Source organism: Aeromonas diversa CDC 2478-85, from assembly GCF_000819805.1.
Lineage (GTDB): Bacteria > Pseudomonadota > Gammaproteobacteria > Enterobacterales > Aeromonadaceae > Aeromonas > Aeromonas diversa.
This window is the reverse complement of the sequence record NZ_CDCE01000007.1, coordinates 17,800-33,783: the sequence shown is the minus strand read 5'-3', so window position 1 is coordinate 33,783 and position 15,984 is coordinate 17,800. Positions and strand designations below refer to the sequence as shown.

Below are 15,984 nucleotides of genomic sequence, written 5' to 3'. Positions count from 1 at the left end.
GATAACGGCGTCTCGCCCCCCTCCCCTTTCCTCATTACCTTGGCTCTGCGCCTGAAGAGTCAGTGCTCCTGATTCTGCATCAACAACTTGTCGGTAAAGGCGATGGCCGCCGCCGACAGCAAGAAGGCCAGGTGAATGAAGAGCTGCCACTTGATGGTGTGCTCGTCGAGCCGGCTGGCGTTGATAAAGGTCTGTAGCAGGTGGATCGACGAGATGCTGATGATGGCCATGGAGAGCTTCACCTTGAGCACCGAGGCGTTGACGTGGCCGAGCCACTCGGGCTGATCCGGGTGATTCTGGATGCGCAGGCGCGACACGAAGGTCTCGTAGCCCCCCACGGTCACCATCAGCAGCAGGTTGGCGATCATCACCACATCGATCAACGCCAGCACCGAGAGCATGATTTCGGTCTCGGTCAGCCGGGTCAGGTTCTGCAACAGCACCCACAGGGAGGCGAGAAACTTCCAGGCATAGACCCCCTGCACCACGATCAGCCCCAGATAGATGGGCAGCTGTAACCAACGGCTCCAGAAGATCAGCCGCCCCAAACGGCTTCCCTGCATGACTGCACCAGCCCCTTCTTCTCTCTTCATCACCTAGCTCCCGCTTGAATCAGTCGTCCCTAGATGGGGGTGCCCCCTAACCCATTCAAGGGTTTGTTAACAATCCGGTGACCCTGCCTGAGCCTCCCGCTATCATGGCGCTTTCTCCTTGCCAGGACGCATCCATGACTCCCTACCAGCTCGACGGCATGTACTGCCAGCCCATGACCCTTGAGGTTCCCCTCGACCACGCCAAGCCGGACGGGGCGCAGATCACCCTGTTCGCCCGCACCCTGGTCGACGCGCAGCGGCGCGACGAGGATCTGCCCTGGCTGCTGTTCCTGCAAGGGGGTCCTGGCTTCGGTGCGCCGCGCCCGACCGCACGCAGCGGCTGGATCAAGCGGGCGTTGCAGGAGTTTCGGGTGGTGCTGCTCGATCAGCGCGGCACCGGCAGCTCCACGGCGGTGAGCGCCCGGGGGCTCGCCCACCTCAGCGCAGAAGAGCAGGCCGAGTACCTGGCTCATTTTCGCGCCGACAGCATAGTGCGCGACGCCGAATGGCTGCGCGCACGGCTCAGCCCCGCACGCCCCTGGAGCCTGCTCGGCCAGAGCTTCGGTGGCTTTTGCTGCCTCACCTACCTCTCCCTCTTCCCCGAGGCCCTGCACGAGGTCTACATCACGGGCGGCATCCCGCCGGTGGGGCGCAGCGCCGATGAAGTCTACGAGGCGACCGTGCGCCGGGTGGCCGACAAGCAGGCGGCCCTGTGCGCGCGCTTCCCGGCCATGCAGGGGATGCTGGACCGCCTCGCCGACCACCTCCATCACCACGACGTGCGCCTGCCGAACGGCCAGCGCCTGACGGTGGAGCAGTTCCAGCAGCAGGGGCTGGATCTCGGCGCCAGCGGCGGCCCCGAGTCCCTCTACTTCCTGCTCGAGGGGGCCTTCGACGGGGAGCGCCTCGGCGATGCCTTCCTCTACCAGCTGCAGGGGATGCAGCCGTTCAACGGCCACCCCATCTTCGCCATCCTGCACGAGTCCATCTACGCCGAAGGGGTCGCCACCGGCTGGGCCGCCGAGCGGGTGCGCGGCCGTCATCCCGAGCTCGACTGGGCGCCGGGCAAGCCGCTGCACTTCACCGGCGAGATGATCTACCCCTGGATGTTCGAGCAGTTCCGCGAGCTGTTGCCCCTGCGCGCGGCGGCCCAGCGGCTCGCAAAGAAGAGCGACTGGGGCCCCCTCTACGACAGGGCACGCCTGGCCGCCAACCGGGTGCCGGTCGCCTGCGCCGTCTACGCCGACGACATGTACGTGGAGTTCGACTACAGCCGCGACACCCTCAAGGGGCTCGGCAACAGCCGCGCCTGGATCACCAACGAGTACGAGCACAACGGCATCCGCGCCGACGGTGAGCGCATCCTGGATCGCCTCATCACACTCAATCGTGACCGTTGATCGGGAGCCAGAAAGCCCCGATAGTAGAAGGCCGCCCACGGAAGAGGCGGCCCAAGACAACGAAAAGGAAGCAAACGTGAACCATCCGGAACGCTCGGCCTCCTGGCTGAGCCGCCTGCTCTATCGCTGGGCGCACCCCCTGGTGAAAAAGGGCTATCAGCCCGGCGCCGTCGGCCAGGACGATCTCTACCCCCTGCTCCCACAGGACCGCCGCGGCCACCACGCCGACGACTTTCTCGCCCTCACCGCCCATCCCGGCACCAGCGCCTGGGGTCTGTGCCGTTTCGCCCTCGCCACGGTGCGCCGCCGACTCCTGCTCGGCACCCTGCTGCAAGCGCTGGCCGTGCTGGCCAGCCTCGCCAGCCCTTGGCTGCTGAACCGGGCCATGACGGGCCTTGGCGGCGCGGCCCCCCTGTGGGAGAAGCTAGGGCTCGCCCTGGCACTCACCCTGAGCGTGCTGGCGAGCGGTCTGCTGGCCGAGCACACCCTGCAGCTCTCACTCAAGTCCCACATTCCGCTGCGCCGCCTCTTCACCGAGGCCCTGCTGGCCAAGGTGCTGCGCATCGGCGGCAAGGCGTTCGACGATCGCGCCGGCGGCCGGGTGCAGAACCTCATCAACAAGGACGTATGGGACATCTCCTGGATGCTGGCCGAGCCGCTCAGCCTGCTGTTTATCCTGCTCCAGCTGGCCGGCACCGTCGCCCTGCTGGTGTGGCAGGTGGGCGAGGCCGGATTGGTCGGCTGCGCCGTGCTGGCCCTGCTGCTCGGACTCTCCTCCGAGCTGGTACGCCGCATGAACCGTGAGGAGACGGTGCTCAAACTCCGCCAGGACGAGCGCAATGGCATCTTGGCCGAGTACATCAAGAAGCTGCGGTTGGTGCGCCAGAACGGCCTCGGCCCCTTCTTCATCCGCCGCGCCGAGGCGCGCCGTGCCGAGGAGCTCACCGCCCTGCGCCGCATCCTGCGCCTGGGTGCCGTCCACGGCATCCTGAGCCACGGCGCCGCCCTGCTGGTGACCCTGGCCACCTTCGCCACCTACCTGCTGGCAGGGCAATCTCTCACCATGCCCCAGGTGTTCACCACCATCGCCCTGTTCGTCGTGCTACGCATGCCCATGATGCGCCTGCCCCACCTGGTGCGCCTGGCGATCAACTTCAACACCGCCATCCGCCGCGTCACCGATTTTCTCGACACCCCGGAGCAGCACAGGGTGCTCGATGACCCCGCCCTGCCCGCCGGGGCCCTGGTGCTTGAAGGGGTCGGGGTGCGCCACCAGGATCGCACCGTACTTCAGGACGTTAACCTGCGGGTCACCCCGGGAGAAGTCATTGGCATCACGGGAGAAACCGGCAGCGGCAAGAGCTGTCTGCTGCACCTCATCGCCGGCTTCGACGACGACTTCTCCGGCGCCCTGCGCCGCGCCGGCCAGGTCGGACTGCTGGGGCACAAGCCCTGGCTGATGAACGACACCCTGCGCAACAACATACTGTTCGGCCAACCCTGGGACGAGGCGCGCTACCAGTGGGTGCTGGGGGCCAGCGCCCTCGAGACCGATCTCGCCCTGCTCGCCCACGGCGACCAGACCCTGGTGGGCGAACTCGGCACCCGCCTCTCGGGCGGCCAGCAGCAGCGGGTGGCCCTGGCCCGCGCCCTCTACACCCGGGCCGACATCCTGCTGCTCGACAACCCCCTGTCGGCCCTCGACCCCCTGGTAGCCGAACAGGTACTGGCGCGCGGTCTCACCTTCCGCCCCGGCCCGACCCGGCTGCTGGTGAGCCACGACCCCAGGGTGCTGGCCCGCTGCGATCGGGTCTTCGCGGTGCGCGGTTGTGCCCTGGTTCCGCTGCCCCGCGAGCAGGTGGACGAACTCCCCCTGCCGCCCCCCCTGCCCCCGGCGGCCCGAGCCGACGAGGCGGAGCAGTTCAGCGACGAGACGGTGGCACAGGGGGGCGTCGACTGGGGGCTGCTCGGCTTCCTTTGGCGCCAGGTAACGGCCCCGGCCATGGTGATCGGGATGGTGCTGCTCACCGTGCTGCAAGAGGGGCTGCGCATCGGCTCGGATCTCTGGCTCGGTAGCCAGGGCGCCCGTGACGCCACGACCCTGCTGACCGGCTACGCCCTGCTCGGCGGTGGTGCCTTGCTGGCATTGGCCCTGGGCCGGGTGCTCGACTACCGGCTCGCCCTGACCCTGGCCTGGCGCCTGTTCCAGGGCATGCTGGGACGGCTGTCGCGCGCCCCCATGGCCTTCTTCGACAAGGTGCCCCAGGGGCGCATTCTGAATCGCTTCGATCACGATCTCGGGGAAGCCCAGGAGATCCTCATCGCCTTGATGACGGCCCTGCTCGCCATGGGGGTGACCATACTGCTGCAGATGGGGGTGATCGGCAGCCAGATGCCCCTGCTGCTGCCCCTGTTTGTCCTGCTGGCCCTGGCTCTGTACCGGTTGCAGCGTGGCTATCGCCGGGTTCAGCTCAAGCTGCGCCGCTACTCGTCGGTGCTGCGCTCCCCCCTCTACGTGGCCATCGGCGAGACCATCCGCGGCGCCCCTTCACTGCGTCTGGCGGGGGCCGAGCGCTTCGCCCTGGACCAGGTCCTGACCCACTTCGACCGCAACCTGCAGAGCTGGTACACCACCACCTCCATCAACCGCTGGCTCGGTATCCACCAGACCCTGGTCTCGGCCGGCCTGGTAGGCAGCGTGGCACTGCTGGTCGCCTTCGGCGCCAGCCCCCTCATCGGTGGCCTCGCCATCACCTATGCCTTCACCAGCTCGAGCATGCTCAATGGCCTGATCCGTACCCTGGCGGAAGTGGAGCAGGTGATGAACGCGGTGGAGCGGGTGCGCGAGTACAGCGAGATCGAGACCGAGCGGGAGGGCGGCGAGCCCCTCGCCGATCCCCATCCTGTGGTGCGCTTCGAGGCGGTGGGGCTGCGCTACCCCGAGGCGCCCCAGTGGGCCCTGCGCGAGGTGAGTTTCACCCTGGGACGCGGGGAGAAAGTGGGCGTGTGCGGGCGCACCGGCGCCGGCAAGAGCTCTCTGCTCGGCCTGCTGCAGGCCATGTACCCGGCGGCCGAGGGGGAGATACTGTTCGCCGGCCAGCCCTTGTCACGACTCGACCCTGAGGCGGTACGCACCCTGTTCGACACCGTCTCCCAGACCCCGTTCACCTTCTTCGGCACCCTGCGCGAGAACCTGGCCCCCCTCGGCGGCCAAAGTGAAGCAGCCATGCTGGCGGCACTGGAGCGGGCCGGTCTGGCCGAGCGTTGTCAGGGCCAGCTGGACCAGCCCCTCGACGCCCTGCAGCTGTCGGCCGGTGAGACCCAACTGCTGGTACTGGCGCGCATTCTGCTCTCGCGCCGGCCTCTCATCGTGCTCGACGAGGCCACCTCGGATCTCGATCCCCAGGCCATGGCGCGCGCCGCCGAGCTGCTCTACCGCTGGCGCGGCGAGGCAAGCATCCTGGTGATCGCCCACCACCTGGCCCCCCTGCTGGCCATGGACAGGGTCATCGTCATGGAAGCGGGCCGGGTGGTGGAGCAGGGCTCGCCGGTGGCCCTGCTGGCCAACCCCGCCTCGCGCTTCGCCCGCCTGTTTGCCAGCCAGCAGGAGGCGGCGACCGCCGCCCTGCCGACCGAGCGCGCCAGCTAACAGCGGAACTGGCCGACCTTGGCCTTGAGCCCGGCGGCCAGATTCTCCAGCTCCCGGCTACGCCCCATCAGGGTGTCGGCCGAGGCGCTGGTGGTGCCGGCGATGTGGGAGATGTTGGAGACGTTGCGCGAGATCTCCTCGGCGACCTTGCTCTGCTCCTCGGCTGCCGTGGCGATATGGGTGTTCATCTCGCTGATGAGATCGACCGTCCCGACGCTCTCCTCGAGGGAGGTACCGCACTGGCGCACTATGTCGGTGGTGCGATCCACCTGCTCGAGCCCCTGTTGCATGCTCTCGGCGGCCTGGCTCGCCCCCTGCTGCAGCTTGTCGATGGTCTGGGCGATCTCGCTGGTGGAGTTTTGGGTGCGCTGGGCCAGGGTGCGCACCTCGTCTGCCACCACCGCGAAGCCACGCCCCTGATCCCCGGCGCGGGCCGCCTCGATGGCGGCATTGAGGGCCAGCAGGTTGGTCTGCTCGGCGATGCCGCGGATCACGTCCATCACGCTGCTGATATCGCGGCTGTCCTGAGAAAGCTGGGTGATCATGCCGGCGGTGCCGCGGATCTGCTCGGCCAGTGCCTCGCTGCCGCGCATGGCGTCACGCACCACACTCTGGCCACGGCGGGCGCTCTGATCGGCGCGGGTGGCGGCGTCGGCGGCGTTGCTCGAGCTGTGGGCGACCTCGGAGACGGTGGCGCTCATCTGGTTCATGGCGGCGGCGCTCTGCTCGGTCTCGTGCTGCTGCTCGGTCATCTGGCTGCGGCTCTCGGTGGCGATGGTGGAGAGCTGCCCGGCGGCCAGGCTCAGCTGTTCGGCCATCCCCGAGATCTCGCCGATCATGGCGCGAAACTGCTGGGTTACCCCGTTCAGAGCCATGCCCAACCGTCCCATCTCGTCACTGCGCAGCACCGGCACGTCCTGACTCAGATCCAGCTCCCGGCGCATCGCCTCGAGTACCCGCCCCATGTGGCCGAGGGGCACACTGACGCTGCTGCCAACCCAGAGTCCCACCAACACCAGCAGCACCGAGGCCACCACGCCGACCCCGATCAGGGTCCCCAGCATGGAGCCCTTCATGGCATTGAGCCGCTCCATGCTGTGCTCGGCCGAAGAGAGCTGATAGTCCACCAGCTCGCTCACCGCGGTGCTCAAGGGATCCACCTTGCCATAAAGGGCCAGGATCTGGCTGCTCAAGGTACCGGGGGCGCTCGTCTCCAGCAGGGGCAGCAGGCGGTCGACCTCAGCATCGGCCGGCGGGAAGAGGTGCTCCACCGTATCGGCCAGCCGCCTCTCCTGCTCCGACATGGGGTAGGTGCGGTAGCTACGCCAGATCTCCTGGGTCTGCCGACGCGCCGCCAGCATCCCCTGGCGCGCCTCGGCTGCCGTCATGCCACCGGCGTTGGTCTTGTTGGCCGCGTCTATGATGTTGACCGCGTAGAGATCGGCGATCTGCTTGAGCTCCTTGAGCTGCACCACCTCTCCCTGGTACATGGCGTTCATGCCATCCATCATACGGTTGGCCAGTTGGACCGTCCCCATCAGCAGGGCGGCCAATACCAGCAGGGGCAGGACGATCCCCAGCCCCAGTTTCTGCCTGATCGACATGTTGCGCTCCTTGCGACAACCCGGTTCCGAAAGGAGAACGGTGCATATTGCACGCCACCCCACTTCGGGGGCGGGTGCGGCACACTCGGCAACCCCCTGGTGCAATCTGCGTCGCAAAATGGGGACGAGGCGCTGAGACGCATGCAAAAAAAGAGGCCGGACTATGGTCCGGCCTCTGGTCGCTTACCCGGGTTTGCGCTCCCCGGTCACGATGGGATTCTTGGGATCGGCACTCCATTCGTACCAGCCGCCGTCGTAGACACTGATCCGCTTCCAATCCATCAGCCAGGCATAGAAGAAGGCCTCGGAGGCACGCCAGCCGGTGCCGCAGTAGAAGGCGGCCTGCTTGTCGGCCGTGATCCCCCACTGTTGCCACATGGCCTGGATCTGGGTGGCATCCTTCATGGTGCCGTCGGGGTTGTGGTAGTCGCTCATGTCGTTGGCATCGACTCCGGCATGACCCCACTTGGAGCCGGGGATCTCGCCCTTGGGTTCGATATAGCTGTAGCCGGAGGTCTCGCCGGTAAACTCGGGCCAGCTGCGCACACTGACCAGGGCCCCGTCCTTGGCGGCCAGCACCTGCTTGGCACCGGGCACATCGGTCAGGTATTCGGGATGCTGGGGGATCTTGACCCCGAACTCCTTGGCCGCCGGATACTCATGAGGCAGACCCGTCTCGGTCGGCAGCATCCGCATGTATTGATTGGTCCAGGCACCGAATCCACCGTCGAGCAGACGCACGTCCTTGACCCCGGCGTAGAGCATCAGATGCGCCGCCCTGGCCGCCGCCATGGTGTTGCGGCCATAGAGGATGACGGTAGTGTCATGACGGATCCCCTTCTCCAGCAACAGCTTCTCAAGCTGCTCGTCGGACACCTTGTTCCACAGGGGCTCGGCCTCGAGACCGTTGGTATCGATGTAACCGGCGCCGGGAATGTGGCCGATGAGGAACGCCTTGGGGGCACCCCAGTCCACTTCAAACAGACGCCACTCGCCCTTGGGGGCCGCGGCGACCGGCTCCCCCTTGCGCAGGGCCTCCAGCCAGTGAGGGTAGACCAGCTGTTGCCAGCGGGGCAGACGCTCAAGCGGGGCCTGTTGCCACTCTTTCAGCTCATAGAGCTGGGTGAAGCCGTGCTGCTTCTCCAGCATCATGGCGACTTCGGCCACCTGACGCTTCTCCCCATAGAGGGCGACCGGCTTGTTCTTGTCGAGCCCCTTCTCGGCCAGCAGTCGGGGCCACTGATCCTCGGCTATTTTCCAATCGCCGGAGAGGTTGACAGCCCCCTGTACGTGGCCCCCCACCTGCTCACCCGGCGCAGGCCACCCTTGATAGAGGTTACTGGGACGCACATCGACGATACCGGCCCCCTTGGCCTGCGCCTCTTGATAACTCAGGGTGAGCAGCTCACCGGCCAGGGCGCCGGCACTCCAGGCCAGACCGGCGCAGAGCAGGGTGGTCAAACGAACTAGGTTTCTCTTCATCATGCAGTTTCCGTTGAATGACGTTAAATCAGAAAATGGAGCGCCCCAGCCGCTCGGCCAGCAGCTCCAGGGCGGCCGTGCCGGCCAGGGAGTTACCCGCCTTGTTCAGCTCGGGCGACCAGACACAGACCGACAGCTCCCCCGGGATCACGGCGACGATGCCGCCACCGACCCCAGACTTACCCGGCATACCCACCCGATAGGCAAAATCCCCGGCTTCGTCGTAGAGACCGCAGGTCGCCAGCAGGGCGTTGACCTGCTTGGTCGTGCGCGGTGCCAACAGGGGCTGGCCATCGAGGGGGGTTCCCCGGTTGGCCAGGTAAACGAAGGCGCGCGCCAGATCGGCACAACTCATGCGGATCGCACAGGCATTGAAGTAGCTCTGCAGCACCTTGTCCACCTCGTTGTGGAAGTTACCGTAGGCCTTCATCAGATAGGCGATGGCCGCGTTGCGGGCAGAATGCTGGTATTCGGAGCGGGAGACCACGGCATCGGCCATGATGGCGGGATTGCCGGCCAGGCGGCGGGCCAGCTCCAGGGTGCGCTGACGCGGGGCAGTGAGACGGGTTTCGAGCAGATCGCTCACGACCAGGGCGCCGGCGTTGATGAAGGGGTTACGGGGTATCCCCTGTTCAAACTCGAGCTGCACCAGAGAGTTGAACGGCTGGCCGGAGGGCTCCTTGCCAACCCGGCTCCAGATCTCCTCTTCTTCATAGAGGGTCAGGGCCAGCGTCAGGCTGAGCACTTTCGAGATACTCTGGATCGAGAAGGGTTCGGTGGCGTCTCCGGCTGTGTAGAGGGTGCCGTCCACGGTACAGACCGCGATGCCGAGACGATCGGCCGGTACCAGCGCCAGGGCAGGAATATAGTCGGCCACCTTGCCCTCACCGAGCAGGGGACGCACCTCGTTCAATATGCTCTCGAGCAGGGAATCTGACAGCATGGAATCTCCCTTTCTTACCAGACAAAAATCCCGCCAATGGCGGGATTTTTCAGGGCGATGACGGCTTAGGCCGGTTCGCCATACCAGAGGTCAAACAGGGAAGAGGCGGCGACTTGCTCCATCCCCTTGCCCTTGAGCCAGCCTTCGACGATCTGGCGATCTTCCTCGCTGCACTTGCCGATGGCCTGGGTGCAGATCATCCCTTCCCAGGAGAGGTGGCCGGAGCCCGCGAAGGCCAGCTTGCGCGGCTCGATCACCTCGTCGATGAAGGCGTCGACCAGGGCATCGATCTGCGCTTCGGTCGTGCCGGCCGGGAATGCCCAGTTGAGGTCAAAGCCCAGCTCCTGGAACTCGTCTACACGCAGTTTCTTGCGCAGACGACGGCTACGATTGGCCATGAGAGATCTCCTGCTAGTTAGTTGATACGTTTGAAAATCAGATCCCAGACACCGTGGCCAAGGCGATGGCCACGCTGCTCGAACTTGGTCAGCGGACGCCACTCGGGGCGCTCCACCCAGTTGCCGGTGGCAGAGGTGTTCTCATACCCCTCGGCGGCGCTCATCACCTCGAGCATGTGCTCGGCATAGTTTTCCCAGTCGGTGGCCATGTGGAAGACGCCACCCACGGCGATCTTCTGGCGGATCTTCTGGGCGAACTCGGGCTGCACGATGCGGCGCTTGTGGTGACGCTTCTTGTGCCAGGGATCCGGGAAGAAGAGTTGCAGACAGGCGAGAGACGCGTCCGGGATCATCAGATCCAGCACTTCGATGGCGTCGTGGCAGAAGACGCGCAGGTTGGTGACGCCCGCCTCTTCGGCGGCGCTCAGGCAGGCGCCGACACCCGGGGTATGCACCTCGATGCCGATGAAGTTCTTCTCCGGGGCATGCTTGGCCATCTCGACCAGGGAGGCCCCCATGCCGAAGCCTATCTCCAGTACCACGGGAGCCTCGCGGCCAAACAGGGCGGTCAGATCCAGCTTGGCCGGGGCGAAGTCGACCCCCATGACGGGCCACAGATCGGCCAGAGCCTTCTCCTGACCCTTGGTCAGGCGGCCTTCACGACGGACAAAGCTGCGTATCTTACGCATGAATTTGCCGTCTTCGTTGAATTCGTCTTGGGTTACTGACATAGGGGAACTCTTCGCTTTGGATTAACACAGTCAAACAGGGTAGCGAATTATCCCAAGAAAGCTTGGGAGTGCAACTGTTTCGCATACTTTCTCCGCACGCTTTTCGACCCCTTTCCCCCTTGCATATTCTTCCAGCGCCCCGACGGCCGACCCGAAGGGGAAGCCCCCCCAGCCCCCACAAAAGACTAAAACAACAATCGCATTGAATTTATATGCAACAATGACGTACTCTCCTTCCGTCAAAAAGGCGAAAACAGCGACTCGATCACATATATATGATTGATTTGTAGGCAATGTGTCGATGTTTTACCCAGCACTCCTCAATAATAAAGAAAGGACGCAAAAATGAATAAAACCGCGCTAGCACTGCTCCTCTCCACCCTGCTACTGGGGTGTAACCAATCGACCAATGACTCCCAACCCCCTGCCCCAGGCGTCAAGGCCTATGACTATCTGATCGAACTGAGCTCGGGCAGCCAGGGAATTGGGGCTCGCCTGACCGGCAGCGAGGGGGAGAAGCGGGCCGCCAACTGGCTCGCCGACAAGCTGACCGGCTGGGGCTATGATGTGACCCGCCAACCCTTTACTTACCAGGACAAGAAAGGGGCCACCATGAGCTCGGAAAACCTCTCGGTGGTGATCCCGGGCAAGAGCGACCGGATCATCGTCGTCGGTGCCCACTACGACAGCACCGGGGTCAGCAAGGGATCGGAAGGGGCCACCGACAATGGCGCCGGCGTCACCGCCCTGCTGGCGGCCGCCGAGGCACTCAAGGGGCAGACCCTGCCCTACACGGTGCGCGTCCTCTTCTTTGGTGCCGAGGAGAACGGTCTCAACGGCTCCAAGGCCTATGTGGCCGCCCTGAGCGCCGATGAGGTGAGCCACATCAAGGCCATGGTCAACTACGACACCATAGCCGGTGGCGACATCCTCTACGTCCACTCCGCTCACTCCGACGTGGCCGAATATGAGTGCACCGATCCGGGCCGCTACACCTTTGATCCCAAGGTGCGCGATCGCCTGCTGGCCCTCTCAGCGACCGGCGGCATGGATGCCTACCAGCTGCACCCGGCCTTCCCCGGCTACCCGGAGGGAGAGACGGGGGGATGGTCTGATCACGCCGGCTTTGCCTGCCTCGGCATCCCGGTCGCTTATGTGGAGGCCACCAACTTCACCATCGACGGGCATGATGGCTATGACGGCTACTCCCAGACCACCAACCCGGCCCTGTGGGATTGCTACGACCCTGCCACCAAGAGCGCCTGTGACCGCAACAGCGAGACCCAGTGGGGCAAGATCTGGCATACCCAGTACGATCGCCTCGACAAGATGGATGAACTGTTCCCCGGTCGGGTGCAGAAACAGATAACGGATGGCACCGAGCTGCTGTTGCGCTATCTCAAAGCACCGGAATAACCGTAAGGAAAAAGCGACAAATGACGCCCTAACGGGCATAAAATTCGGGCAGGATTTCTCCTGCCCGTTTTTATTCTCACCGCTTGCCGGTTGCCTCATTTTTTAAATCTGCTACAAACGGATAACCTGGTGGCCAAATGGAGTGGCCACCTCCTGCAGAGAGAAACCCAATGCAACCGTTTTTTGCCCAACGCTTCGAGAAGGTCGAGCCCTCCTTCATCCGCGAGATCCTCAAAGTCGCCACCCGCCCCGAGATCATCTCGTTTGCCGGCGGCCTGCCCAACCCGCACCTGTTTCCCGTCAAGGAGATAGAGGAGGCCTGCCAGGCCGTTCTGCAAGAGCAGGGGGCAGCGGCCCTGCAGTATGCCACCACCGAGGGGTTCGCCCCCCTGCGCCACTACATCGCCGGGCGCTACCTGAGCCGTCATGGCATGGAGATCGATCCGGACAACATCCTCATCACCAGCGGCTCTCAGCAGGCCTTGGATCTGCTTGGCAAGGTACTGGTCGACGAGGGGCAGGATCTCATCATCGAAGAGCCGGGCTACCTTGGTGCCATTCAGGCTTTCTCTGTCTACCAACCCGAGTTCCGTCCCATCACCCTGGGTGAAGAGGGGCTGGATCTCGCTGCCCTGGATGCCCTGCTGGCGAGCGGTACCTCGGCCCGTATCCTCTATGGCGTGCCCAACTTCCAGAACCCGTCCGGCGTGAGCTACAGCGCCGCCAACCGGATTGCCGTCGCCGAGCGCCTGGTGCGCCACGATCTGCTGATGGTCGAGGACGACCCCTACGGCGAGCTGCGCTTCGAAGGTGAACCGCTCGATCCCATCGCCAAGCTGGCTCCGGACAATACGGTGCTGCTCGGTTCCTTCTCCAAGACGGTCGTCCCCGCCTTCCGCCTCGGCTGGATGGTGGTACCGACCTGGCTGCGCAAGAAGGTCACCATCGCCAAACAGGCCACCGATCTGCACAGCAACGCCTTCAGCCAGCAGGTGCTGCATCGCTTCCTCACCACTCACTCCCTCGATGCCCACCTCGAGAAGATCAAGGCCGTCTATGGCCGCCAACGCGCCGCCATGGAGGCCGCCCTGGCACGCCACTGCCCGCCGGGCGTACGCTGGACCCGTCCGGAGGGGGGCATGTTCCTGTGGTTGACGCTGCCGGAGTCGGTCTGTGCCATGGAGCTGTTCGATCTGGCTATCGAGGAGAAGGTCGCCTTCGTACCGGGAGCCCCCTTCTACGTGCGCCCCGAGATCAAGAATACCCTGCGTCTGAGCTTCTCCTGCGTGGATGAAGCGGCCATCGAGGAAGGGGTTCAACGTTTGGCCCGCGCCCTGCGAAAGGTGCTGTAACGCCGAGTGAAATGAGAGAGGGGGCCAGTGGCCCCCTCTTCTATTTCGACCTGCCTGGCAGTCAGGCCCGTAACGCCTTCTCCGCACGGGCGATGCCACACACCCCGGAGCGCACCACCTCGACGATCTCGTTGGTCTGGGCCGCCGTCTTGATGAAGGCGTCCAGCTTCTCACTGGTGCCCACCAGCTGCACCGTGTAGAGCTCGGGGGTCACGTCCACGATCTGGCCGCGGAAGATGTCGGCCAGGCGCTTGAGCTCGTCGCGAGCGGCGCCGGTGGCGCGCGCCTTGATGAGCGCCAGCTCCCGCTCGATGTGCTCCCCTTCGGTGATGTCGGAGACCTTGAGCACATCCACCAGCTTGTGCAGCTGCTTGCTGATCTGCTCGAGCACCCGCTCATCCCCCTGGGTCACTATGGTCATGCGCGACAGGGTGGGATCCTCGGTCGGCGCCACGGTCAGGGTCTCGATGTTGTAGCCACGCTGGGAGAAGAGGCCCACCACCCGGCTCAGGGCGCCGGATTCGTTCTCCAGCAGTACCGATACGATGTGTCTCATCAGGTTCTCTCCGTCTTGCTCAGCCACATCTCGTCCATGGCGCCAAATTTGATCTGCATGGGATAGACATGCTCATCCGGGTCGACCGAGATATCCATAAACACCAGGCGATCCTTCATGGCAAAGGCGCGTTCCATGGCGCTCTCGAGCTCGGCCGGATCGCTCACTGCGATGCCCACATGGCCATAGGCCTCGGCCAGCTTGACGAAGTCCGGCAGCGACTCCATGTAGGAGTGGCTGTGGCGACCGCCGTAGAACATCTTCTGCCACTGTTTCACCATGCCCAGTGCTCGGTTGTTGATGGAGATGATCTTGATCGGCACCCCGTACTGCAAGCAGGTGGAGAGCTCCTGAATGTTCATCTGCACCGAGCCGTCGCCGGTCACGCAGCAGACCACCGCATCCGGATTGGCAAACTGGGCCCCCATGGCGGCCGGCAGGCCGAAACCCATGGTGCCGAGCCCGCCTGAGTTGATCCACTGGCGCGGCTTGGCAAACGGATAGTAGAGGGCGGCGAACATCTGGTGCTGGCCCACATCGGAGGCGACAAAGGCCTCACCCCTGGTCACCTTGTAGAGGGTCTCGATCACCTGCTGCGGCTTGATCAGGGAGCCGCTACGCTGGTAGCTCAGACAGTGACGCTCGCGCCACTGGTTGATCTGACTCCACCACTCATCCAGCGCCTGCTTGTCGTTGTCAAAGCCATTCTCGGCGATGACGTCCAGCATCTGCTCGAGCACCGTCTCCACCGAGCCGACGATGGGGATGTGCGCCTGCACCGTCTTGGAGATGGAGGTGGGATCGATGTCGATGTGCACCACGGTGGCGTGCGGGCAGAACTTGGCCACGTTGTTGGTCACCCGATCGTCGAAGCGAGCGCCCACCGCCAGGATCAGGTCCGAGTGGTGCATGGTCTTGTTCGCTTCGAAGGTGCCGTGCATCCCCAGCATGCCGATGAACTGCGGATGGGTACCGGGGAAGGCACCTAGCCCCATCAAGGTGGTGGTCACCGGCAGGTTGAACAGCTCGGCCAGCTGGGTCACCAACCCCTCGGCGTTGGCCGCGATGGCCCCACCGCCCACGTACATGACCGGACGGGTCGCCTCGGCCAGGGCCTTGGCGGCACGCTTGATCTGCCCCTTGTGCCCCGCCTTGGTGGGGTTATAGGAGCGCAGATAGACCGACTCGGGATACTGGTAGGGGAACTTCTCCTTGGGGTTCTGCACGTCCTTGGGGAGATCCACCACCACAGGCCCCGGGCGGCCGCTGGCGGCGATGTAATAGGCCTTCTTGATGGCGTCGGGAATATCGGTCGCCTTCTTGCACAGGAAGCTGTGCTTCACCACAGGGCGGGAGATACCGATCATATCGGTCTCTTGGAAGGCATCTTCGCCGATCATGCCGGTCGGCACCTGGCCAGAGAGGATCACCAGGGGAATGGAGTCCATGTAGGCGGTGGCGATGCCGGTGATGCAGTTGGTCGCTCCCGGGCCCGAGGTGACCAGCACGGTCCCCACCTGGCCGGTAGAGCGCGCATAACCGTCCGCCATGTGCACGGCCGCCTGCTCATGGCGCACCAGCACGTGTTCGATCTTGCTGTTCTCGAAAAGAGCGTCATAGATGTCGAGCACCGAGCCACCGGGGTAGCCGAATATGTGCTCAACCCCCTGATCCTCCAGCGCACGAACCACCATCTGGGCGCCTGATAACATCTCCATGATAAAGCCCTCCAGGCTTTGCTCCGTTTTAGCAATGAATACCGGCCCTGCTGCTTCCCGGCACGCTCCCTTCCCGCTCCACGGGAAAGAAACGAGTACAGGGGTGCGGTACTCTCTTTTCAATTCTGTTCACACCCTCTTA

At 64.6% G+C, this 15,984-nt stretch carries 12 protein-coding genes; 4 read left to right on the top strand and 8 right to left on the bottom strand.

All coding sequences use genetic code 11. The features are described from left to right. Positions 1-59 precede the first annotated feature (59 nt). Positions 60-593: a TIGR00645 family protein gene (locus BN1121_RS00855; protein ID WP_005350748.1), complete on the bottom strand. Its 534-nt coding sequence runs from the start codon at positions 591-593 to the stop codon at positions 60-62. Between the two features lie 134 nt (positions 594-727). Between BN1121_RS00855 and BN1121_RS00850 the strand changes: the two genes are divergently transcribed. Then, entirely contained in the window at positions 728-1,993 is a 1,266-nt protein-coding gene (locus BN1121_RS00850; protein ID WP_005350745.1) for an alpha/beta fold hydrolase, read from the top strand. Between the two features lie 76 nt (positions 1,994-2,069). Continuing rightward, entirely contained in the window at positions 2,070-5,642 is a 3,573-nt protein-coding gene (locus BN1121_RS00845) for an ATP-binding cassette domain-containing protein (RefSeq protein WP_005350742.1), read from the top strand. Here BN1121_RS00845 and BN1121_RS00840 read toward each other — a convergent pair. From BN1121_RS00840 to trmB, 5 genes are all read right to left on the bottom strand, one after another. Next, entirely contained in the window at positions 5,639-7,246 is a 1,608-nt protein-coding gene (locus BN1121_RS00840) for a methyl-accepting chemotaxis protein (RefSeq protein ID WP_005350739.1), read from the bottom strand. The genes BN1121_RS00845 and BN1121_RS00840 overlap by 4 nt on opposite strands. Before the next feature lie 183 nt (positions 7,247-7,429). Further along, entirely contained in the window at positions 7,430-8,728 is a 1,299-nt protein-coding gene (locus BN1121_RS00835; protein WP_043157331.1) for a rhodanese-like domain-containing protein, read from the bottom strand. Between the two features lie 28 nt (positions 8,729-8,756). After that, positions 8,757-9,671 carry a glutaminase B gene (glsB, locus tag BN1121_RS00830; protein ID WP_005350736.1) on the bottom strand — a complete coding sequence of 305 codons (915 nt, stop codon included), beginning with the start codon at positions 9,669-9,671 and terminating at the stop codon, positions 8,757-8,759. A gap of 65 nt (positions 9,672-9,736) precedes the next feature. Then, the gene (locus BN1121_RS00825; protein ID WP_005350734.1) at positions 9,737-10,069 is read right to left on the bottom strand and encodes a YggL family protein; all 333 of its coding nucleotides are present in this window, start codon (positions 10,067-10,069) and stop codon (positions 9,737-9,739) included. Between the two features lie 17 nt (positions 10,070-10,086). Next, positions 10,087-10,800, bottom strand: coding sequence for a tRNA (guanosine(46)-N7)-methyltransferase TrmB (gene trmB / locus BN1121_RS00820; RefSeq protein ID WP_005350733.1), 714 nt, complete (start codon positions 10,798-10,800; stop codon positions 10,087-10,089). Positions 10,801-11,145: 345 nt separating this feature from the next. Here trmB and BN1121_RS00815 point away from each other — a divergent pair, with 345 nt between their 5' ends. Further along, entirely contained in the window at positions 11,146-12,216 is a 1,071-nt protein-coding gene (locus tag BN1121_RS00815; RefSeq protein WP_005350732.1) for a M28 family metallopeptidase, read from the top strand. A gap of 170 nt (positions 12,217-12,386) precedes the next feature. After that, positions 12,387-13,568, top strand: coding sequence for an aminotransferase-like domain-containing protein (locus tag BN1121_RS00810; RefSeq protein ID WP_005350731.1), 1,182 nt, complete (start codon positions 12,387-12,389; stop codon positions 13,566-13,568). A 61-nt stretch (positions 13,569-13,629) separates the two neighbouring features. On the opposite strand, the gene ilvN is transcribed toward BN1121_RS00810, so the two are convergent. Both ilvN and BN1121_RS00800 read right to left on the bottom strand, forming a co-directional pair. After that, positions 13,630-14,124, bottom strand: coding sequence for an acetolactate synthase small subunit (ilvN, locus tag BN1121_RS00805; protein ID WP_005350730.1), 495 nt, complete (start codon positions 14,122-14,124; stop codon positions 13,630-13,632). Further along, the gene (locus BN1121_RS00800; protein ID WP_005350728.1) at positions 14,124-15,842 is read right to left on the bottom strand and encodes an acetolactate synthase 3 large subunit; all 1,719 of its coding nucleotides are present in this window, start codon (positions 15,840-15,842) and stop codon (positions 14,124-14,126) included. The genes ilvN and BN1121_RS00800 overlap by 1 nt, the downstream gene beginning before the upstream one ends. Positions 15,843-15,984: the final 142 nt, after the last annotated feature.